Origin of the sequence: Streptomyces flavofungini, assembly GCF_041028215.1 — a bacterium.
Lineage (GTDB): Bacteria > Actinomycetota > Actinomycetes > Streptomycetales > Streptomycetaceae > Streptomyces > Streptomyces flavofungini_B.
Genome location: NZ_JASKYR010000048.1, coordinates 1 through 21,111, shown reverse-complemented (window position 1 = coordinate 21,111; position 21,111 = coordinate 1). Strand labels below are relative to the sequence as shown.

19 protein-coding genes and 1 pseudogene are annotated in these 21,111 nt (G+C 72.7%); 10 read left to right on the top strand and 10 right to left on the bottom strand.

Annotation, left to right across the window (positions count from 1 at the left end; all coding sequences use genetic code 11):
- The 6 genes and pseudogenes from AB8Z36_RS05960 to AB8Z36_RS05935 all read left to right on the top strand — a co-directional run.
- Positions 1-206, top strand: a pseudogene (locus tag AB8Z36_RS05960) (PAS domain-containing sensor histidine kinase); the annotation flags it as partial.
- A gap of 189 nt (positions 207-395) precedes the next feature.
- Positions 396-1,532: a phenylalanine--tRNA ligase subunit alpha gene (gene pheS, locus AB8Z36_RS05955; RefSeq protein WP_369212114.1), complete on the top strand. Its 1,137-nt coding sequence runs from the start codon at positions 396-398 to the stop codon at positions 1,530-1,532.
- The gene (gene pheT, locus AB8Z36_RS05950) at positions 1,532-4,042 is read left to right on the top strand and encodes a phenylalanine--tRNA ligase subunit beta (RefSeq protein ID WP_369212113.1); all 2,511 of its coding nucleotides are present in this window, start codon (positions 1,532-1,534) and stop codon (positions 4,040-4,042) included. Before pheS ends, pheT begins: the two co-directional genes overlap by 1 nt.
- A 184-nt stretch (positions 4,043-4,226) precedes the next feature.
- On the top strand, positions 4,227-5,348 hold the full coding sequence (locus tag AB8Z36_RS05945; protein ID WP_369212112.1) for a PP2C family protein-serine/threonine phosphatase: 1,122 nt from the start codon (positions 4,227-4,229) through the stop codon (positions 5,346-5,348).
- Between the two features lie 295 nt (positions 5,349-5,643).
- Complete coding sequence (locus AB8Z36_RS05940; RefSeq protein ID WP_369212111.1) at positions 5,644-6,993, top strand: tetratricopeptide repeat protein; 1,350 nt, start codon at positions 5,644-5,646, stop codon at positions 6,991-6,993.
- 119 nt (positions 6,994-7,112) lie between these two features.
- Entirely contained in the window at positions 7,113-7,655 is a 543-nt protein-coding gene (locus AB8Z36_RS05935; protein WP_369212110.1) for an NUDIX hydrolase, read from the top strand.
- Here the strand turns inward: AB8Z36_RS05935 and AB8Z36_RS05930 are convergent.
- Both AB8Z36_RS05930 and AB8Z36_RS05925 read right to left on the bottom strand, forming a co-directional pair.
- On the bottom strand, positions 7,652-7,909 hold the full coding sequence (locus tag AB8Z36_RS05930) for a hypothetical protein (protein ID WP_369212109.1): 258 nt from the start codon (positions 7,907-7,909) through the stop codon (positions 7,652-7,654). The genes AB8Z36_RS05935 and AB8Z36_RS05930 overlap by 4 nt on opposite strands.
- Before the next feature lie 233 nt (positions 7,910-8,142).
- Positions 8,143-9,003, bottom strand: a complete 861-nt coding sequence (locus tag AB8Z36_RS05925; protein ID WP_369212108.1) for a 3-hydroxybutyryl-CoA dehydrogenase — start codon at positions 9,001-9,003, stop codon at positions 8,143-8,145.
- A gap of 182 nt (positions 9,004-9,185) precedes the next feature.
- Here AB8Z36_RS05925 and AB8Z36_RS05920 point away from each other — a divergent pair, with 182 nt between their 5' ends.
- Positions 9,186-10,421: a glycoside hydrolase family 10 protein gene (locus AB8Z36_RS05920; protein WP_369212107.1), complete on the top strand. Its 1,236-nt coding sequence runs from the start codon at positions 9,186-9,188 to the stop codon at positions 10,419-10,421.
- A 10-nt stretch (positions 10,422-10,431) separates the two neighbouring features.
- Here the strand turns inward: AB8Z36_RS05920 and AB8Z36_RS05915 are convergent, their stop codons facing one another.
- Both AB8Z36_RS05915 and AB8Z36_RS05910 read right to left on the bottom strand, forming a co-directional pair.
- The gene (locus AB8Z36_RS05915; RefSeq protein ID WP_369212106.1) at positions 10,432-10,623 is read right to left on the bottom strand and encodes a DUF1918 domain-containing protein; all 192 of its coding nucleotides are present in this window, start codon (positions 10,621-10,623) and stop codon (positions 10,432-10,434) included.
- A 95-nt stretch (positions 10,624-10,718) separates the two neighbouring features.
- Entirely contained in the window at positions 10,719-11,654 is a 936-nt protein-coding gene (locus AB8Z36_RS05910) for a DMT family transporter (RefSeq protein WP_369212105.1), read from the bottom strand.
- Here AB8Z36_RS05910 and AB8Z36_RS05905 point away from each other — a divergent pair.
- A complete protein-coding gene (locus AB8Z36_RS05905; protein ID WP_369212104.1) occupies positions 11,653-13,089 on the top strand; it encodes an aminotransferase-like domain-containing protein in 1,437 nt (478 codons plus the stop codon). The two genes, AB8Z36_RS05910 and AB8Z36_RS05905, sit on opposite strands and share 2 nt — an antisense overlap.
- Here AB8Z36_RS05905 and AB8Z36_RS05900 read toward each other — a convergent pair.
- From AB8Z36_RS05900 to AB8Z36_RS05885, 4 genes are read right to left on the bottom strand one after another with little or no spacing between them, the layout of a single operon-like run.
- Positions 13,086-13,592 carry a DUF6314 family protein gene (locus AB8Z36_RS05900; RefSeq protein WP_369212103.1) on the bottom strand — a complete coding sequence of 169 codons (507 nt, stop codon included), beginning with the start codon at positions 13,590-13,592 and terminating at the stop codon, positions 13,086-13,088. The two genes, AB8Z36_RS05905 and AB8Z36_RS05900, sit on opposite strands and share 4 nt — an antisense overlap.
- A 34-nt stretch (positions 13,593-13,626) precedes the next feature.
- The gene (locus AB8Z36_RS05895) at positions 13,627-14,616 is read right to left on the bottom strand and encodes an aldo/keto reductase (RefSeq protein WP_369212102.1); all 990 of its coding nucleotides are present in this window, start codon (positions 14,614-14,616) and stop codon (positions 13,627-13,629) included.
- A 40-nt stretch (positions 14,617-14,656) separates the two neighbouring features.
- Positions 14,657-16,105: an MFS transporter gene (locus AB8Z36_RS05890; RefSeq protein WP_369212101.1), complete on the bottom strand. Its 1,449-nt coding sequence runs from the start codon at positions 16,103-16,105 to the stop codon at positions 14,657-14,659.
- Entirely contained in the window at positions 16,102-16,701 is a 600-nt protein-coding gene (locus AB8Z36_RS05885) for a TetR/AcrR family transcriptional regulator (RefSeq protein WP_369212100.1), read from the bottom strand. Before AB8Z36_RS05885 ends, AB8Z36_RS05890 begins: the two co-directional genes overlap by 4 nt.
- A gap of 152 nt (positions 16,702-16,853) precedes the next feature.
- Here AB8Z36_RS05885 and AB8Z36_RS05880 point away from each other — a divergent pair, with 152 nt between their 5' ends.
- Positions 16,854-19,073: an NADP-dependent isocitrate dehydrogenase gene (locus tag AB8Z36_RS05880; protein ID WP_369212099.1), complete on the top strand. Its 2,220-nt coding sequence runs from the start codon at positions 16,854-16,856 to the stop codon at positions 19,071-19,073.
- 130 nt (positions 19,074-19,203) lie between these two features.
- Here the strand turns inward: AB8Z36_RS05880 and AB8Z36_RS05875 are convergent, their stop codons facing one another.
- Positions 19,204-19,959, bottom strand: a complete 756-nt coding sequence (locus tag AB8Z36_RS05875) for a LysR family substrate-binding domain-containing protein (RefSeq protein WP_369212098.1) — start codon at positions 19,957-19,959, stop codon at positions 19,204-19,206.
- Between the two features lie 58 nt (positions 19,960-20,017).
- On the opposite strand from AB8Z36_RS05875, the gene AB8Z36_RS05870 reads away from it, so the two are divergent.
- A complete protein-coding gene (locus tag AB8Z36_RS05870; protein WP_369212097.1) occupies positions 20,018-20,434 on the top strand; it encodes a DUF5997 family protein in 417 nt (138 codons plus the stop codon).
- A 48-nt stretch (positions 20,435-20,482) separates the two neighbouring features.
- On the opposite strand, the gene AB8Z36_RS05865 is transcribed toward AB8Z36_RS05870, so the two are convergent.
- Positions 20,483-21,111 (bottom strand): ATP-binding protein (locus AB8Z36_RS05865; protein ID WP_369212096.1); only part of this gene is annotated, 629 nt, incomplete at its 5' end.

Genomic DNA, 21,111 nt, shown 5'->3' with positions numbered 1-21,111 from the left:
CCGACGACCAGAAGAAGCTGATGCTGGAGACCGGCGACGCCGACGCGAACCGCGTCACCCGGTTGATCGCCGAGCTCCTGGACATCTCCCGCATCGACTCGGGCCGCCTTGAGCTGCGCCGCCAGCCCGTCGACATCGGCGCGGCCGTCGGCCCCCACGGGCAACGTAAATCGGAACYGGGCGCCCGGCGGCGGCGCCCAGTTCCGATTTACGTTGCCCGTGGGGGCCCCGGCGTATCTCCAGTAGGGGCGCCGCGAGCAGCCCGCGGGCTCATTCGTTCACCGCACCCCCGTTAGACTCGGTCGTTGGCACTTTGTGTCCCCATGTCTGGGACAGCTTGTCTCCGAGTTGTTGACGGGGACCCATCCGCCAGCCAATCGGAAGCACGGGAAGAGATGTCGGCACCGAACAAGTCGTACGACCCTGTTGAGGTCGAGGCACTGAAACCTGAAGAGATCGAGCGCATGCGGGACGAGGCGCTCGCCGCCTTCGCCGCCGCGGACAGCCTCGACGCGCTCCAGGAGGCCAAGGTCGCGCACACCGGCGGCACCTCGCCGCTGGCGCTCGCCAACCGCGAGATCGGCGCGCTGCCCCCGCAGGCCAAGGCCGAGGCGGGCAAGCGCGTGGGCATGGCCCGCGGCGCCGTGAGCAAGGCGCTGGCCGCCCGCCAGACCGCTCTCGAGGCCGAGCGGGACGCCCGGGTCCTGGTCGAGGAGGCGGTGGACGTCACACTGCCGTACGACCGCACCCCGCCCGGCGCCCGCCACCCGCTGACCACGATGATGGAGCGCGTCGCGGACGTCTTCGTCTCGATGGGCTACGAGGTCGCCGAGGGCCCCGAGGCCGAGGCGGAGTGGTTCAACTTCGACGCCCTGAACTTCACGCCCGACCACCCGGCCCGGCAGATGCAGGACACCTTCTTCGTCCAGGGCCCCGGCGGCGCCTCCGGCGACGGCGCGGAGTCGGGTGTCGTGCTGCGCACCCACACCTCGCCGGTGCAGGCGCGCGCGCTCCTGGAACGCCGCGAGCCGCCGGTCTACGTGGTCTGCCCCGGCCGCGTCTACCGCACGGACGAGCTGGACGCGACGCACACCCCGGTCTTCCACCAGATCGAGCTGCTCGCCGTCGACGAGGGCCTGACCATGGCCGACCTGAAGGGCACCCTCGACCACATGGTCCAGGCGCTCTTCGGCCCGGACATGAAGACCCGCCTCCGGCCGAACTACTTCCCCTTCACCGAGCCGTCCGCCGAGATGGACATGGTGTGCTATGTCTGCCGCGGCGAGTCCGTCGGCAACCCCGACCGCCCCTGCCGCACCTGCGGCAGCGAGGGCTGGATCGAGCTCGGCGGCTGCGGCATGGTCAACCCCAAGGTGCTCACCGCCTGCGGCGTCGACCCCAAGAAGTACAGCGGATTCGCCTTCGGGTTCGGCATCGAGCGGATGCTGATGTTCCGCCACAACGTCGAAGACATGCGAGACATGGTCGAGGGTGACGTCCGTTTCACCCGGCCTTTCGGGATGGAGATCTGATGCGGGTCCCGCTTTCCTGGCTGCGGGAGTACGTCGACCTCCCCGCCACCGAGACCGGCCGTGACGTGCAGGCCAAGCTCATCGAGGTCGGCCTTGAGGTCGAGACCGTCGAGCAGCTCGGCGCGGGCCTGAAGGGCCCGCTCGTGGTGGGCAAGGTCCTCACCATCGAGGAGCTCGAGGGCTTCAAGAAGCCCATCCGCTTCTGCACCGTCGACGTCGGCACCGCCAACGGCACGGGTGAGCCGCAGGAGATCGTCTGCGGCGCCCGGAACTTCGCCGTGGGCGACAAGGTCGTCGTGGTCCTGCCCGGCGCCGTCCTGCCCGGCGACTTCGCGATCGCCGCGCGCAAGACGTACGGCAAGACCTCGCACGGCATGATCTGCTCCGGCGACGAGCTGGGCATGGGCGACGACGGCAGCGGCGGCATCATCGTGCTGCCGCCCGAGCACGAGGCGGGCACCGACGCCATCGAGCTCCTTGAGCTGGTCGACGAGGTCCTGGACATCGCCGTCACGCCCGACCGCGGCTATGCCCTCTCGATGCGCGGCGTCGCCCGTGAGACCGCCATCGCCTACGGCCTGCCGCTGCGCGACCCGGCGCTCCTCGACGTGCCCGCGCCGAACTCCTTCGGCTACCCGGTCAAGGTCAGCGACCCGATCGGCTGCGACCGCTTCACCGCGCGCACCGTCACCGGTCTGCGCCCCGAGGCCCGCTCCCCGATCTGGCTCCAGCGCCGGCTCCAGAAGGTCGGCATGCGCCCGATCTCCCTCGCCGTCGACATCACGAACTACGTGATGATGGAGATCGGCCAGCCCCTGCACGCCTACGACCGGTCCCGCATCCAGGGCGCCATCGGCGTGCGCCGGGCCGAGCAGGGCGAGAAGTTCACCACCCTCGACGGTGCCAAGCGCGTCCTGGACGCCGAGGACCTGGTCATCACCGACGACCGCGGCCCCATCGGCCTCGCGGGCGTCATGGGCGGTGCCAACACCGAGATCGCGGATCACGAGGCCGAGGGCGGCACCACCGACGTCGTCATCGAGGCCGCGCACTTCGACGCGCTCTCGATCGCCCGCACCGCGCGCCGCCACAAGCTGGGCTCCGAGGCCGCCAAGCGCTTCGAGCGCGGTGTCGACCCGCAGGCCGCGTCGGCCGCCGCGCAGCGCACCGTCGACCTGCTCGTACTGCTCGCGGGCGGCACCGCCGAGGCGGGTGTCACGGAGGTCATCGCGCCGAGCGCGCCGCGCACGATCGCCATGCCCGCCGACCACCCCGACCGGGTCGCCGGTGTGACGTACGGCAGGGAGACCGTCGTACGCCGCCTCCAGCAGGTCGGCTGCGACGTGTACGGCCAGGACGACCTGACCGTCACCGTGCCGTCCTGGCGCCCCGACCTCGCCGAGCCGAACGACCTCGCCGAAGAGGTCATCCGCCTGGAGGGGTACGAGAACCTGCCCTCCACGCTGCCCAAGCCCCCCGCGGGCCGCGGGCTCACCGAGCGGCAGCGGCTGCACCGCAGGGTCGGCCGCGCGCTCGCCGGAGCCGGTTACGTCGAGGCGCTGAGCTACCCCTTCATCGGCGAGGGCGTCTTCGACCAGCTCGGCCTGGCCGCGGACGACCCCGCGCGCCGCGTCGTGAAGCTGGTCAACCCGCTCTCCGACGAGGAGCCCGCGCTCCGTACGACGCTGCTGCCGGGGCTGCTCTCCGCGCTGCGCCGCAACGACGGCCGGGGCAGCCACGACCTGGCGCTCTTCGAGACGGGCCTGGTCTTCCACCCGCGCGAGGAGCTCAAGGTCGCGGCGCGGCTCGGCGTCGACGGGCGTCCGAGCGACGAGGAGATCGCCTCCCTCACCGAGGCGCTGCCCGTGCAGCCCCGGCACGCCGCCGTCGTCCTCGCGGGCGCCCGCGAGCAGGCGGGCTGGTGGGGCAAGGGCCGCCCCGCCACCTGGGCGGACGCCGTCGAGGCGGCGCGCTCCATCGCCCGTGAGGCCGGTGCCGAGCTCATCGTCGAGCAGGGGCAGTACGGCCCCTGGCACCCGGGCCGCTGCGCGGAGCTGAAGGTCGTCGTCGACGGCGGGACCGTCTCCGTCGGTCACGCCGGTGAGCTGCACCCGCGCGTCGTCAAGGCGCTCGGCCTGCCCGCCCGCACCTGCGCGATGGAGCTCGACCTCGACCGCGTGGAGCAGGCCGGAGCGGGCACGCTCCAGGCGCCGCGGATCTCCACCTACCCGGTGGCGACCCAGGACGTCGCGCTGGTCGTCGACAAGGAGGTGCCGGCCGCCGTGGTCGAGCACCACCTGACCGAGGGCGCGGGCGAGCTGCTGGAGTCCATCCGGCTGTTCGACGTCTTCGAGGGCGAGCAGCTCGGCGCGGGCAAGAAGTCCCTGGCGTACGCGCTGCGCTTCCGCGCGGCCGACCGCACGCTGACCGTGGAGGAGGCGTCGGCGGCCCGTGACGCGGCCGTCGCCCTGGCGGCCGAGCGCACGGGCGCGGTGCTGCGCGGAGCGTAGGCACGGCGGCCGCAAGGCGTGCAGAGGGGCTTGTCCGCGCGGCGGATGAGCCCCTCGTACGTTCCTCACTCATTCGAGTGAGTACATACGGCACCATGACCCGATCGGCCCATCCGATGGTCAGAATCGATCCGGCCGTGGGGGCCTGCCTGCGCGCCGGACACGGTCCTGAGGGGGCGTCGGCATGATGCGGATCAAGGCTGGGGCTCCCTGCCGTACGCGGCTCGGGGCCAGGGCGCGGGCGCGGCTGCCGGGGCTGCTCGCCGGAGTGCGCGAGCCACGGCTGCGGCGGGTGCTCGGCCTCGCCCTGCCGACGGGCTGGGGCGCCGTCGCCATCACCTACAAATGGGCCTGTCCGCTCGCCCAGCAGGACGGCCTGCAGGCGCGGATCGTCAGCAGCGCCGTCTTCTTCGCCGTGGGTACCGGGCTCATGCTGCACGTCCGCGGGGCGCTGCTGCGCGAGCTGCGGCAGCTGCGCGCGGTCGCGGGCGCCGCGCAGAACGTGGTCCTGCGGCCGCTGCCGCCCCGCATCGACGGCCTCGCCCTCGCCGCCGGACGGCTCTCCGCGTCGCGGGGTGCCACGGTCGGCGGCGATCTGTACGAGGTGGCCGCCACCGACCACGGGGTCCGCGTCGTCATGGGCGATGTGCGCGGCCACGGCATCGCCGCCATCGCGACCGTCGCCGCCGTCCTCGGCAGCTTCCGCGAGGCCGCGCACGACGAGCCCGAACTGCCGCTGGTGCTGCGGCGCCTTGAGCGCACGCTGAGCCGTCATCTGAGAGAGCGGGCCCGCGCCGAGCACCCCGCGAGCGGCGGTCCCGCGCCGGAGACCCCGTCGGCCGAGGAGTTCGTCACCGTACTGCTCCTGGAGATCGGCGAGGACGGCGAGATCTCCGCGCTCAACTGCGGGCACCCCTGGCCGCATCTGCTGAGCGGTCACGCGCGGCCCCTCACCGACGCCGATCCGCTGCCGCCGCTCGGCCCCTTCCCGCTGCCCGCCGAGCTGTCCGTGCACGCGGGCGGGCGGCTGCTGCCGGGGGAGACGCTGGTCCTGCACACCGACGGCATGGAGGACGCCCGCGACGCGGCGGGCGCGTTCTTCCCGCTGCGGGCGAAGCTCACCGAGGCCGCCCGCGGCCGTCCGGTCTCGCCGCAGGGACTCGTCCACGAGGTCCACGCCGAACTGCGGCGCCACACCGGCCGTCCGCCGTCCGACGACGCCGCGCTGCTCGCCCTGCGCAACGACCGCAAGAGGGTGCCCGTGCAGTGCCCGGAGCCGGACCGGTGCGCCCGCACCCTGACCTGACCCGACCGGTGGGGCCGGGGAGCGGCCGGGGGGAAAAGCGGCACGCGCCGCCCGCCCCGCCATGGAGTTGTCGGGCAGACGGCGGGACGAGCGGCGCTGATGAGGGCCGCCGCACTTGTACGAGGGGGGAGCCGGCGGCCCGGCCGGCCTCCTTAACTGATGAGGCATCTCAGTCAAGCGAGTTCACACCTCTCGCGGCAGAGCACGCACCCCCCGGACGCGGGCACTCCGTTCACACCCCGTGTGAACACACCTCGACTAATCTGAACAGGACCGAGCCACCGGAGGGCCTCCCATGCAGCCCAACACCCTGCTCGACGCGATCCTGGACGAAGCCGGCGTCTCCCACGCCGGTCTGGCCGCCCATGTGAACCAGGCCGGCAAGTCCCGGGGCCTCGCGCTGCGTTACGAACACACCGCCGTGTCCCGCTGGCTGAAGGGGCAGCGCCCACGGGGCCAGGTCCCCGACCTGATCTGCGAGGTGCTCGCCGCCCGGCTGCAACGGCCCGTCACCCTGGACGACATCGGCCTCGGGCTGCCCGGGGTCCCGTCCGCCCGGGTCGGCTCGGCGGCCACCACGCTCTCCGGCTTCGTGGAGCGCGCCACGGCCCTGTGGCGCTCCGACGAACAGCAGCGCCCGCACCTGCTCGGCGCCCCCGCCGTCACCGGTACGCCCGCGGTGATGCCGGTCTGGGAGTGGGAGAACCCGCCGGACGACGTCGACGTCTCCCGGGGCGGACGGCACCCGGTCAGCACGGCCGACATCGAGATGATGCGGGCCGCCCGCGCGCACTACGAGCAGATGTACCGCAAGACCGGCGGGGTCGCGACCCGCACCCGTATCGTCGGCTTCCTCAACGCCGAGGCGGCGCCCCTGCTGCGCGGCAGCTACACCGACGAGATGGGCCGTCAACTGCACCGGTCCACCGGCGGGTTGGTCGCGATAGCCGGGATCTGCGCCTACGACTCCGACGCCCACGGCCTCGCCCAGCGCTACTTCCACCAGGCCCTGCGGCTGGCGAAGGCCAGCGGGGACATGGGGCTCGGCGCGTATGTGATCGCGCTGCTCGTCAACCAGTCGCTGTTCATGCGGGAGTACCGCCAGGCGGTGGCGTTCGCGGAGGCGGCGCTGCGGGCCGGCGGCCGTGAGCTCACCCCCGCGCTCGCATCGGATCTGTACGCCATGCAGGCCAAGGCGTACGCGCACCTGGGTGACGGCAGGAGCGCGCTGTCGTGCATCAGACGTGCCGAGGCCGCGGCCGACCGCATCCTGCGGGGCCGGGAGCCCGACGAGACGGGCTATGTGCAGCCCGGACTCGTCAACGTCCAGGTGGCCGAGGCGCTGCTCAGCCTCGGCGATCTGACCAGCGCCCGGGAGCACGCCGCGGCGGCCGTGGACACTCCGGCGCACGACCGGGGCCGGGTCCACCGCCTTGCGATGCTCAGTCAGATCGAACTGCGCCAGGGAAACACCGACCAAGCGGTGGCCACGGCCGTCGAAATGGCGGAGCAGGCGCGCGGCATGGAGTCGCAGCGGCTGCGCGACCGGCTGCGCGCGGTCCGTGAACACCTGGTGCGCAGCGACTGCGCAGGTACCGCCGAGGCGGCCGAACTCATCGCCGGGGCCTTACGCGTTCCGCTGTGACGCGCCCCCGGCGCCGCCTTCCGGGCGCGCCGTGCACACTCCCCAGCGCCTCTCACACTCTGCTCTGATCTTCCGCCTGCTGCGATATTGCCAGCAACTCGGCGGAAGGTGGCAGAACCGTGCAATGGACGAAACAGAACGAACAAACTGTGTATGGAAACAAGTGGTTCACGGTCAATCTCGCGGATGTCGAACTACCCGACGGGCGGCATCTGGACCACTTCCTGATCCGGCTGCGGCCCGTCGCCGTGGCCACCGTCGTCAACGAGGCCAACGAGGTCCTGCTGCTCTGGCGGCACCGCTTCATCACCGACAGCTGGGGCTGGGAGCTCGCGGCGGGCGTCGTCGAGGACGGCGAGGACATCGCGTACGCGGCGGCCCGCGAGATGGAGGAGGAGACCGGCTGGCGGCCGGGCCCGCTGCGGCACCTGATGAGCGTCGAGCCCTCCAACGGGCTCACCGACGCCCGGCACCACATCTACTGGTCCGACGAAGGGACGTACATGGGCCATCCGCAGGACGACTTCGAGTCGGACCGTCGTGAGTGGGTCCCGCTCAAGCTCGTTCCCGACATGGTGGCCCGCGGGGAGGTCCCGGCCGCCAACATGGCCGCGGCGCTGCTCCTCCTGCACCATCTGCGCCTCGGCCAGGACGCGCGTTAGTGGCCGATGGCCTGCCAGACCGCTACGGCCAGGGCCGCGACCGCCGCGAGAGCGACGATCGTGGGCAGCGGCCAGCGCGTGTGCTCCAAGGCGGCGACCCGGGTCTCAAGGGCCTCCATGTTCTTGGTGTTCTGGTCGTCGTGCTGTGTGAGCAACGCCAGCCGTCCGTCGACGCGGGCCAGACCCACGTCCAGGCTACGGCGCAACTCGGCGAATTCTTCCGGGACCACGGCACTCTCGCCGTCGGTGGTCACGAGTGCACTCCTCTCTGTAATGGCGCGTCCCCCCTTCGTCCGCACAAAGAGTGAACTCTCCTGGTGGACAGGGCGGGAGCGTGTGCGATGGGCATATGCGAGCCCACTGCGCACACGGTGTGTGAACGCCGCGGGCCCGGCACTCACTGGAGTGCCGGGCCCGTCGAGTACGGAGTGTGTCCGTACGGGGAGTGAATCGCTCCGCATCGCGCGGCGGAGCGCCGGGGGCGAGGTCAGGCGTACGTGTAGAAGCCCGAGCCCGACTTCCGGCCGAGGCGGCCCGCGTCGACCATGCGCTGGAGCAGCGGGGGAGCGGCGTACAGCGGCTCCTTGTACTCGGCGTACATCGAGTCCGCGACCGAGGCGACCGTGTCCAGGCCGATCAGGTCGGAGAGCTTGAGCGGGCCCATCGGGTGGGCGCAGCCCATCTCCATGCCGTTGTCGATGTCCTCGCGGCTGGCGATGCCCGACTCGAACATCCGGATCGCGGAGAGGAGGTAGGGGATGAGCAGCGCGTTGACCACGAAGCCCGAGCGGTCCTGGGCGCGGATCGCGTGCTTGCCCAGGACCTTCTCGACCATGACCTGGGCCCGGCTGATGGTGCCCTCGGAGGTGGTCAGCGCGGGGATCAGCTCGACGAGCTGCTGCACGGGCGCCGGGTTGAAGAAGTGGATGCCGATGACCTGGTCGGGACGCGAGGTCGCGACGGCCAGCTTCACCAGCGGGATGGAGGAGGTGTTCGAGGCGAGGATCGCGTCCTGCCGGGTCACCACCTGGTCGAGCACCTGGAAGATCTCGGTCTTGACCTGCTCGTTCTCGACGACGGCCTCGATGACCAGGTCACGGTCGGAGAACTCGCCGAGGTCGGTGGTGAAGCTCAGGCGGGCCAGTGTCGCGTCCCGCTCCTCCTCCGAGATCTTGCCGCGCTCGGCCGCCTTGGAGAGGGAGTTGTACAGCCGCGTACGGCCGATCTCCAGGGCCTCGCCGGTGGTCTCCGCGACCTTCACGTCAAGACCGGAGCGGGCGCAGACCTCCGCGATCCCGGCGCCCATCTGGCCACAGCCCACCACTCCGACGCGTGCGATATCGGTCATGGAGTCGGTCACCTCGTGCCTTTCGCTGATTACGGGGCCGGCAGGACCCCCCGTTCGGACCAGGTGCCTGCCTCGGCCGTGAACGTTACTCCGCAACACGGGGTCGATGGCGTGCCGGGTCGGGCATGCTGTGCGCACAACCGGCGGTGGAGCCGGACCGGAGCGAGCTCAGGGGCGTAACGATGAGGCATATGTCACGTCGGGGATTCTCGGTGCTGGCCGCGGCGACGGTCGCGGGCCTGACGTCCACGGGGGGCGCGGCGGCGGCTCCCCGCAAGCGTCCGCGCAAGGGCCGCGAGCTGCGGGGCATGTGGCTGGCGACGGTGGTCAACCGCGACTGGCCCTCGAAGCCGGGGCTCCCGGCCGAGCAGCAGCGCGCCGAACTGCTCGCCTTCCTGGACTCCGCGGTGAACCGCAGACTCAACGCGGTGGTCTTCCAGGTGCGGCCCACCGCCGACGCGCTGTGGCCCTCGCCGTACGAGCCGTGGACGGAGTATCTGACCGGGACCCAGGGCAAGGACCCGGGCTGGGACCCCCTGGGCACCGCGGTGAAGGAGGCGCACCGCAGGGGCCTCGAACTGCACGCCTGGTTCAACCCCTTCCGCATCGCCAACCACACCGACCCCTCGCGTCTGATCGCCACCCACCCCGCGCGGGTGCACCCCGACTGGGTCGTGCCGTACGGCGGGAAGCTCTACTACAACCCGGGCCTGCCCGAGGTGCGGCGCTTCGTGCAGGACGCGATGCTCGACGCGGTGCGGCGCTACAAGGTCGACGCGGTGCACTGGGACGACTACTTCTACCCCTATCCCGTGGCGGGCCAGACCTTCGGTGACGACGACGCCTTCGCGCGCTACGGCAAGGGCTTCCCCGACCGTGCCTCCTGGCGGCGCGACAACATCGACAAGCTGGTGCGGGAGATGTCCACGCGGGTGAGGAAGACCCGGCCCGGCACCCGGTTCGGGGTCAGCCCGTTCGCGGTCTGGCGCAATGTCGCGACCGATCCGACGGGCTCCGACACCCGGGCCGGGGTGCAGACCTACGACGACCTGTACGCCGACACCCGGGGCTGGGTGAAGAAGGGCTGGCTGGACTACATCGTCCCGCAGGTCTACTGGAACATCGGCTTCGCCGCCGCGGACTACGCCAAGCTGATCCCGTGGTGGGACGACGTGGTGCGCGGCACGGGCGTGAACCTCTACATCGGCGAGGCCCTCTACAAGGCGGGTGACCCGGCGCAGCCCGCGGCCTGGCAGGACCCGGCGGAGCTCTCCCGCCACCTCACCTTCGCCGAGGACTACCGCGAGGTGCGCGGCCACATCTACTTCTCGGCGAAGGAGGTCGGCGTCGACAAGATCGGCGCGATGGCGCGGGTGGTCGCCGACCACTACCAGAAGCCGGCGAAGCCACCGCGCTGACCGGCCGTCGCTATGCCGTGCCCTGATGCCGTACGACGGTGTCGGGGCCCGGCGACATCAGCGTCTCGTGGCCGTCCTCGAACCGCACCCGGTAGGGCGGGCCGCCGTCCGGACCCAGTACCTCGACGATCCGCGCGATCCGGTCGTGCTGCCCGACGATCCTGCCGTGCACCACCAGCTCGTCGCCTACGGTTGCACGCATCTGATGTGCCCCCTCGTCCCGCTCCGTGGTCGCGATCCGTGGCGGCAAGTGTACGACGGGACGGGGGAGTTGGGGCCGTGCGGGCGGGCGGCGGCTCAGCCCCGGGAGCGTTGGGTGACCGCGATGCAGACGAGCACGGCGGCGGCGGTGAGCGGGGCGGCGACGGTGAGGTGCTCGCCGAGCAGGAACACCGACCAGACCAGGGTGAGCAGCGGCTGGGCGAGCTGGAGCTGACTGGCCTTGGGCACGCCGATGGCCGCCATCCCCCGGTACCAGACGACCAGGCCGAGGAACTGCGAGCCGATCGCGGAGTAGAGCAGGCCCGCGGTGCTGTGCCCGGTGAGGTGGAAGGCCTCGTGCTGAAGGGCCACGGACGCGCCCACGGCGTTCAGCGGCAGGCAGAGCAGCAGCCCCCAGCCGATGACCTGCCAGCCCGGCATCTCGCGCGCCAGGCGCCCGCCCTCGGTGTACCCGGCCGCGCAGATCAGGAGCGCGCCGAAGAGATAGAGGTCGGCGCCGGTCAGCGCGCCGCCGCTCTGCTGCACCGTGAAGGCGATGACCGCCGCGGCACCGGTGAGCGCCGCCGCCCAGAACGTCCGCGAGGGCCGTGCCCCGGTGCGCAGCGCCGAGAGGACGGCGGTCGTCAGCGGCAGCAGGCCCACGACGACGGCGGCGTGCGCGGTGGTGGAGGTCCGCAGGGCGAGGGTGGTGAGCAGCGGGAACCCCACGACCACCCCGGCGCCGACCACCGCGAGCCCCGGCCAGTGGCGGCGGTGCGGTACGGGGACGCGCAGGGCCAGCAGGCAGCCGCCCGCGATGAACGCGGCGAGGACGCCGCGCAGGGTCACGAGGCTCCAGGGGCCGATGCCCTCAAGCCCCCAGGCGGTGGCGGGGAAGGTGAGCGAGAAGGCGACGACGCCGAGGGCGGCCAGGGCGGTGCCGGTACGGCGCGCCTTCGCGGGCTCCGGCCGGTGATCCGGTCCTGCGACCGCTATCCGCCCCGGAAGAGTAGCGCTATCCTGTGCTGTCATGCATGACGGTAGCAGTGTGGACGAGCTGGCGAAAAGGCTGCGCGGGGAGGTCGACCGCTACTCACCTGGTGGAAAGCTGCCGTCGAGCCGCGCGCTTGTCGAGCGGTTCAAGGTGAGTCCGGTGACGGTCTCGCGGGCCCTGGCCCAGCTCGCCGCCGAGGGTCTTGTCGTCACCCGGCCGGGCGCCGGGGTCTTCCGTGCCGCACCGCGGGCCGCCCCCGCGCCCGCCGGGGACACCTCGTGGCAGGAAGTGACCCTGAGCGCCGACGCCACCGCGGAGCTGGTGCCGCGTGCCGTCGACGCCTCCGGGGTCCTCGCCACGCTCGCCGCGCCCGCCGCGGGCGTCATCGAGTTCAACGGCGGCTACCTCGACCCCGCCCTCCAGCCCGAGCGCGCGATGGCGGCGGCGCTCGCGCGGGCCGGGCGGCGCCCCGGAGCCTGGGGGCGGCCGCCGATCGACGGGCTGCCCGAGCTGCGCGAGTGGTTCGCCCGGGGCATCGGCGGAGCCGTCACGGCCGCCGAGGTGCTGATCACGGCGGGCGGCCAGAGCGCGCTGACCACGGCGCTGCGGGCGCTCGCGCCGCCGGGGGCACCGGTGCTCGTGGAGTCGCCCACGTATCCGGGGATGCTGGCCATCGCCCGCGCGGCCGGGCTGCGGCCGGTGCCGGTGCCGGTCGACACCGACGGGGTGCGTCCACAGCTCCTCGCGGACGCCTTCCGGGCCACCGGCGCGAAGGTCTTCGTCTGCCAGCCGCTCTTCCAGAACCCCACCGGGGCCGTGCTCTCCGCCGAGCGGCGCCCACAGGTGCTGCGGATCGCCCGTGCGGCGGGGGCGTTCGTGATCGAGGACGACTTCGTGCGCCGCCTCGTCCACGAGGACGCCGGGCCGCTGCCGCGACCGCTCGGCGCCGAGGACACGGACGGCGTCGTCGTCCACGTCTGCTCGCTCACCAAGGCCACGTCACCGAGCTTCCGGGTGAGCGCGCTCGCGGCCCGCGGTCCCGTCCTCGAACGGCTGCGCGCCATCCAGGTCGTCGACCACTTCTTCGTGCCGAGACCGCTCCAGGAGGCGGCACTCGAACTCGTCGGCTCCCCGGCCTGGCCGCGCCATCTGCGCACCGTCGCGGGCGAGTTGCGGATGCGCAGGGACGCCATGGCCGCGGCGCTGCGGCTGCGCGTCCCCGAGCTCGCGGTGCCGCACATCCCGGCGGGCGGCTACCACCTCTGGGTACGGCTGCCCGACGGCACCGACGAGACCACCCTCGCCTCGGCGGCCCTGCGCGCGGGCGTGGCCGTGGCCCCCGGCCGCCCCTACTTCGCGGCGGAACCCCCGGCCGCCCACGTCCGCCTCAGCTTCGCGGCGGTCGCGGGCCTCGGCGAGATCGACGAAGGCGTACGCAGGCTGCGGACGGCCTGCGACGAGGCGGGTGGCTAGCGGGCGCCCGCCCCGCCGCTGCCGGGTCCGCGCACATAGTCCGTGACCAGCAGGAGGTCCTTGGCCGGGCCGCCCACCCGCCAGCGGGAACGCCAGCGGTCGGCGTCGTACACCTCGAACGCGCCGCTGTAGAGGTCGCGCGCGCACGGGTGGTCCACGGTGTGCGTACCCGTACGGAGGTCCAGGCCGTGGAAGAACCTGCCGTCGGCGAACTCCACGCGGGCGGTGCCCGGCTCGTCGCCCGGCAGGAACCGCAGGGTCCGCTCGGCGGGCCTGGCGACGCCGCGCCAGGTGAAGGTGCCCGACTCGTGGTGCAGCAGCCCGCCCTCGTCCGGGGCGGGCAGCGCGGAGAACACCGTCGTACCGACGAAGCGGCCCTCGAAGCCGTCACCGAGATCGACCACCGTGCGCGTGACGTCCCACACGCCCGCGAGATGGGCGAGGGCGTCGGGGACGGGGTGCCGGGCCGGTTCCGGCCGTACCGCGTCGTCGGGAAGGGGCATGCCCGCAGGCTACGCGCCCCCCGGGCGGCTCCGGCTAGCGGTCCACGACCGACATGCTGCGCTCGTCGTACCGGGTACCGGCCACCTGACCGGCGGGGGCCGCCGCGTCGATGGCGGCGAGATCGGCGGCGGTCAGTTCCAGGGTCGCCGCGGCCACGTTCTCCTCCAGGTACTTCTCGCGGCGCGTGCCCGGGATCGGCACGACGTCGTCGCCGCGGTGCTGCACCCAGGCGAGCGCGAGCTGACCGGCGGTGACGCCCTTCTCGGCGGCGAGCGCGTGCAGGGCGTGCACGATGGCGAGGTTCCGCTCCAGATTGCCGTCGGCGAAGCGGGGCTGGGTGCGCCGCAGATCATCGGCGGGCAGCCCGTCGAGCGAGGTGTAGCGGCCGGTGAGGAAGCCGCGCCCGAGCGGCGAGAACGGCACGAGCCCGATGCCCAGCTCACGGCAGACCGGTGCGATCTCCGCCTCCAGGTCCCTGGTCCACAGCGACCACTCGCTCTGGAGCGCCGCGATCGGATGCGTCGCGTGCGCCCGGCGGATGGTGCGCGCGCTGGCCTCGGAGAGCCCGAGGTGGCGCACCTTGCCCGCCGCGACCAGCTCGGCGAGCGCGCCGACGGTCTCCTCGATCGGCACCTCCTTGTCGACACGGTGCACGTAGTACAGGTCGATGTGGCCGACGCCGAGGCGCTTCAGCGAGGCGTCGCACGCCGCGCGCACGTACGCGGCGTCGCCCCGGATGTGCGGCGCCTCGCCGAGCCGGTTGGCGAAGCCGAACTTCGTCGCCACGACGGCCCGCTCGCGCCGGGACCCGGCGAGCGCCCGGCCGATGAGCTGTTCGTTGTGGCCGCTGCCGTAGAAGTCGGAGGTGTCGAGGAGGGTGACGCCGAGGTCGAGGGCCCGGTGGATCGTGGCGAGGGACGCCGCGTCGTCCGACGCGCCGTAGCCGTGGCTCATCCCCATGCAGCCGAGCCCCTGCGCCGAGACGGTCAGCGCGCCGAGCTTGCGGGTGGGAAGGCTGGTCATGGTGTACCTCCTGGCCGGGTTCCGGTGGTCGGCTCAGACCCTAGGAGCTGGAGCGGACTCCAGGGCAAGGGGAGGTGGGCCGCGGCACCTCGGGCTCCGGCCGTGGCGCGACCCGCCGGGGCAGCCGCGTCGCGAGCAGGGCACCCAGCGCCGCCACCGCCCCGAGGACGGTCAGCGCCGGGCCCATCGCCGCGACGAACCCCTCGCCGGGGTCCGGGGGAGCGGCCGGAGTGAAGGCGGTCAGCAGGGTGGTCGCCGCGGCGATCCCCAGGGTGGGGCCGATGTTCATCGCCGTCTGCTGGAGGCCGCCCGCCACGCCGGCCTCCGCCGCCGGAGCCTGCCGTACGACCACGGCCGTCGCCGCGACCATCACCGTGCCGAAACCGGCGCCGACGAGGAGGAAGCCGCCGCAGACGGCCACCGCCCCCGAACCCTGGTCCAGGCGGGAGAGGACGAGGACGCCGAGGGTCAGCAGCGCCATCGCCGCCGTGCTGGTCCGCCGAGGGCCCTGCCCGCGCAGCAGCACCGCCGCGAGCGGCGCGCTCACCACCATCATGACCGCGAGCGGCAGCGCCCGTACCGCGCTGTCCAGTGGGTCGAGCCCGAGCACGTCCTGGAGGAAGTAGGTGGCGGCGAAGAGCGTGCCGAACATCGCGGCGGACGCCGCCACCAGGACGGCGAGGGCCGGTCCGACCGCCGCCGAGCCGATCAGCCGGGGCGGCACCAGCGGGCTCGCCGCCCGGCGCTCATGGCGGACGAACGCCGTGCCCGCCGCCACGGCGACGAGCGCCCCCGCGGAGGCGGCCGCCGTCCAGCCGTGTTCGGGGACGCCGACCAGCGTGTGCACCAGGCAGGCGAGCGCCACCGCGAGCAGCCCCGCTCCCGGCAGATCGAGCCCCGGGGCGGCGTCCGCACGGCGCGGCGCCGGTACCCGCACCAGGAGCGCCACGATCCCGGTCGCCAGCGCGGGCAGCACACTGAGGAAGAACACCGAACGCCACCCCAGACGCGTGGCGAGCGCCCCGCCGAGCAGCGGTCCGGCCGCCGCCGCGAGGCCGATGGCGCTGGTCCTGAGCGCGATGGGCATGCCGAGCCGCTCCGGTGGGAACGCGGCCCGCAGCATCCCCAGCGTGGCGGGCTGGAGCAGCGCCCCGAAGACGCCCTGGGCCGCCCGCAGCCCGATCACCCAGCCGACGCCGGGGGCGAGGCCGACGGCGGCCGAGGCGAGCGCGAAGCCGAGCGTGCCGACGGCGAAGAGCCGCCGGTGTCCATAGCGGTCGCCGAGCCGCCCGGCGAACACCAGCAGGCTCGCCACGGCGATCAGATAGCCGGTGCTCGTCCACTGGACCTCGGCGAACGTCGCGTCCAGGTCGCTCTGGAGAGCGGGCTGCACGACCGTGAGCACCGTGCCGTCCAGGGCGACGGTCATCGCCCCGATGACGGAGCACGCCAGGGTGAGGTTCCGCCGGGCCGGAGTCGGGGCGCTCATGCGGGCCCCGGGCCGATGTGCGCGTCGAGCGCGGCCTCGATCAGCGGCTCCACCTCGCCGGTCCCGGCGGCCAGCGTGAGACTGCCCCAGATCCAGAGCTGGGCGATGCCGTGCAGGTTCGCCCACAGCGCGCCCGCGGAGACCCGGGCCCCCGCCGCGGCGGAGCCGCCGGACGCCGGGCGCGCCTCGGCGRCCAGGCCGACCAGGACGTCGAAGAGCGGCAGGCTCGTCTCCCGCAGCCCCAGTTCGTTGCTCTCCAGGAGATCGTGCCGGAACATCAGCTCGAACATCCCCCGGTGCGCCCCGGCGAAGCCCACGTAGGCGAGGCTGAGCGCCCGCAGCCGCGCCCGTGCGTCGCCCTGGCCGTCGCCGCCTACCGCCCGCTCCGTCTCGGTTGCAAGGTCCGCGAAGCCCCGCCGGGCGATCGCGGACAGCAGTGCCACATGCGTGGGGAAGTAGCGCCGGGGCGCTCCGTGCGACACCCCCGCCCTGCGGGCGATCTCCCGCAGGGTCAGCGCCTGCACCCCCTCGGCCGCCACGAGGGCGACGCCCACCTCCACAAGCCGGGCCCGCAGCCCGGCGTCCTGTTCGCTCATAGACACTGTCTACTACGATCAGTAGACAGTGTCTACTCGTTGAGGTGGCCGGAGTCCCGGAAGATTCAGGCCCAAGGGGCACTGTCCGTAAGGGGGGAGGGACGAGATATCTTGATGTCGAGCAATGTTGCAGACGCGGAGCGGAGCACCCGGTGACTGACTCGACCATCATCTACACCCACACTGACGAGGCCCCGGCCCTGGCGACCCATTCGTTCTTGCCGGTGGTCCAGGCCTACGCCTCGACGGCCGGGGTCAGCGTGGAGACCCGCGACATCTCGCTCGCGGGCCGCATCATCTCCAGCTTCCCCGAGCGTCTCCAGGAGGGCCAGCGCATCAATGACGCCCTCGCCGAGCTGGGCGAGCTCGCCAAGACGCCGCAGGCGAACATCATCAAGCTGCCGAACATCTCGGCCTCGATCCCGCAGCTCAAGGCCGCCATCGCCGAGCTCCAGGGCCAGGGCTACGCGCTCCCCGACTACCCGGACGACCCCAAGACCGACGAGGAGCGCGACATCCGCGCCCGCTACGACAAGGTCAAGGGCAGCGCCGTCAACCCGGTCCTGCGCGAGGGCAACTCCGACCGCCGCGCCCCCGCCTCGGTGAAGAACTACGCCAAGGCCCACCCGCACCGCATGGGCGCCTGGACGGCCGACTCCAAGACGAACGTCGCCACCATGGGCGAGAACGACTTCCGCTCGACCGAGAAGTCCGCGGTGATCACCGAGGCCGGTTCGCTGCGCATCGAGCTCACCGGTGACGACGGCTCCACCACGGTCCTGCGCGAGTCCGTACCCGTCCTCGCGGGCGAGGTCGTCGACGCCTCCGTGATGCGCGTCGCCGCGCTCCGCGAGTTCCTCAAGGAGCAGGTGGCCCGCGCCAAGGCCGAGGGCATCCTCTTCTCCGTGCACCTCAAGGCCACGATGATGAAGGTCTCCGACCCGATCGTCTTCGGCCACGTGGTCCGCGCCTTCTTCCCGAAGACCTTCGCGGCCTACGGCGACGTCCTCGCGGGCGCCGGCCTGACCCCGAACGACGGCCTCGGCGGCATCTTCAAGGGCCTCGACTCGCTCCCCGAGGGCGCGAAGATCAAGGAGTCCTTCGAGGCCGAGCTGGCCGAGGGCCCCGAGCTCGCCATGGTCGACTCCGACAAGGGCATCTCCAACCTGCACGTCCCGAGCGACGTCATCGTGGACGCCTCCATGCCGGCCATGATCCGCACCTCCGGCCACATGTGGGGCCCGGACGGCGAGGAGCACGACACCCTCGCGGTCCTCCCCGACAGCAGCTACTCCGGGGTCTACCAGGTCGTCATCGACGACTGCCGCGCCAACGGCGCCTTCGACCCGTCGACGATGGGCTCGGTCCCGAACGTCGGCCTGATGGCGCAGAAGGCCGAGGAGTACGGCAGCCACGACAAGACCTTCGAGGTCCCCACCACGGGCACCGTGCGGGTGCTCGACGGCGCGGGCGACGTCGTCCTGGAGCAGACCGTCGCCGCCGGTGACATCTTCCGCATGTGCCAGACCAAGGACGCGCCGATCCAGGACTGGGTCAAGCTCGCCGTCACCCGCGCCCGCGCCACCGGCAGCCCGGCCGTCTTCTGGCTCGACGACACCCGCGCCCACGACGCCGTGCTCATCGGCAAGGTCGAGCAGTACCTCGCCGACCACGACACCGAGGGCCTGGACATCCAGGTGCTGTCCCCGGTCGAGGCCACCGCGTTCTCCCTGGAGCGCATCCGCCGCGGCGAGGACACCATCTCCGTCACGGGCAACGTCCTGCGTGACTACCTCACGGACCTGTTCCCGATCCTGGAGCTCGGCACCAGCGCCAAGATGCTCTCGGTGGTCCCGCTGATGAACGGCGGCGGCCTCTTCGAGACGGGCGCGGGCGGCTCCGCCCCCAAGCACGTCCAGCAGCTCGTCAAGGAGAACTACCTGCGCTGGGACAGCCTGGGTGAGTTCCTCGCCCTCGCGGTCAGCTTCGAGCACCTGGCCACCACCACGGGCAACGCGCGCGCCCAGATCCTCGCCGACACCCTGGACCGCGCCACCGCCACGTTCCTGGAGAACGACAAGTCGCCGAGCCGTCGCCTCGGTGGCATCGACAACCGCGGCAGCCACTTCTACCTGGCCCTGTACTGGGCGCAGGAGCTGGCCAAGCAGACCGAGGACGCGGCGCTCGCCGAGTCCTTCGCGCCCCTGGCCAAGACGCTCTCCGAGCAGGAGCGGACCATCGTCGACGAGCTGATCGCGGTGCAGGGCAGCCCGGCCGACATCGGCGGCTACTACCAGCCCGACGTGGCCAAGGCCTCCGCTGTCATGCGTCCGTCGGCGACGCTGAACCAGGCGCTGTCCATTCTGAGCTGACGCCGGAAGCTGACGCCTGTAGGTGCCTGAGCGAAAGGGGGCCTCCCGCCGACCGGCGGGAGGCCCCCTCTCATGTGGCCGACGGCACCCTGCCGCGCGTAAGCGGGCGCCGGGAAGGGCCGCCGAAGGGTCAGGAGCGGCGGCGCGGCTTGCCGCGTTTCGCGGCTCCGGGACGGGCGGCGGTCCTCTTCTTCGGCGCCGCCCTCTTCGAGGCCGCCGCCTTCTTCGGGGCCGGGGCCCTGTCCTTGGACTTCTCCTTCGCCGCGGGGGCCTTGTCGCGGCCCCGCGAGCTGTTGACCGTACGGCCGCGGACGATGCCGATGAAGTCCTCGACCTGGTCCGTGGTGGCCGCCTCCGGCCACGACAGGGCCACGTTCGACTCGGGGGCGCCCGTGACGGGGCGGTAGGTGAGGTCCTTGCGGTGGTGCAGCCGGGCCAGGGACTGCGGGACGACGAGGACGCCGATGCCCGCGGCGACCAGCTCGACGGCGTCCTCGGTGGTGGCGGGGCGCTCGTGCGCGGGCAGACCGGGGCGTTCGTCCCAGGTGAGCGTCTCGTCGAGGGGGTGGAGCACGATCTCGTCCGCGAGGTCGGCCGCGGACACCTCGTCGACCGCCGCGACGACGTGGTCCCTGGGGATCACGACGACCGTCGTCTCGGTGTAGAGGGGGATCGCGCTGAGGTCCGTACGGTCGATGGGCAGCCGCACGAATCCGGCGTCGGCGCCGCCCGCCCGCAGCACGTCCGGTGCTTCGGCGGCGGACACCTGCACGAGGGTCAGCGGGATGTCCGGCAGCCGCTCGTTCCAGATCCGCACCCACTTGGCGGGCGTCACCCCCGGGACGTAGGCGAGCCGGAACGAGGGGGTCACTTCGGAGCCTGTCACCTCGCCAGGCTACCCGCCGTGGTCAGCGGCGGCGCACACGCTCGATACCCTTGACCTCATGACGTCGCACCAGACCACCCAGACCATGAAGCCCGCGACCGCGGCGAAGAAGCTGGGTGTGTACCTCCAGGCCACCCCCGCAGAGTTCCAGGAGGGCGTGGTCTCGCGCGGCGAGCTGAACGCGCTCCAGGCCGACCCGCCCGAGTGGCTCAAGGAGCTGCGCCGCATCGGCCCGCACCCCCGTCCCGTCGTCGCCGCCAAGCTCGGCGTCTCCATCGCCGGTCTCGCCCGCGGCGGCATCACCGAGCCGCTCACCACGGAGCAGATCGAGGCGCTGAAGGACGAGCAGCCCGGCTGGCTCCGCCAGGAGCGCGCCACCCAGGCCGATGTCCGCAAGGAAGCGGTGCGGATCAAGGAGAAGCAGGCCGAGCGGGCGGAGCGGGCCGCGGACCGCGAGGACGGCTCCCGCTCCTGAGAGGCGGGCCCGGCGCCGCCCGCCAGGAGCACGCCGGGGCGCGCCGGATCATGCCGGTTCCGGCCGGACAAGGAGCGTGAACCAGACCGTCTTGCCGACGGAGTGGGGCCGGGTGCCCCACGCGTCGGCGAGGGCGTCGACCAGGACCAGGCCCCGGCCGTCCTCCTCGGTGTTCTCGGCGAGGCGGGCCCTCGGCCGGGGCGAGCTGTGGTCGGTGATCTCCACGCCCAGTTCGCGCACGCTGTGCCAGACGCGCAGATGCAGCGGCCCCCGCGCGTGCCGCACCCCGTTGGTCAGCAGCTCCGAGACGAGCAGCAGCGCGGAGTCGGTGAGGTCCGTCAGGCCCCACTCCCCGAGCTTGTCCGCCAGGAAGCGCCGCCCGGCGGGGACCGACACGGCCTCCGAGGGAAGCTCCCTGCCCGCGATGTCGAGCGGCGCCGTGGGGAAGCTGACCAGCAGCAGCGTCACATCGTCGGCGTGTGTCCCGGTGTCGGGGAGCAGGGTGTGCAGGACGCGGTCCGCGGCCGTCTCCAGATCCTCCGCGGAGTCGAAGACGCCCTCAAGAGCGCTGGTCAGCAGATCGAGCTGGAGGTCGATGTCGGTGCTCGGGGTCTCCACCAGGCCGTCGGTGAAGAGGGCGAGGGTGGTCCCGGCCCGCAGTGGAAGCCGGACCTGCT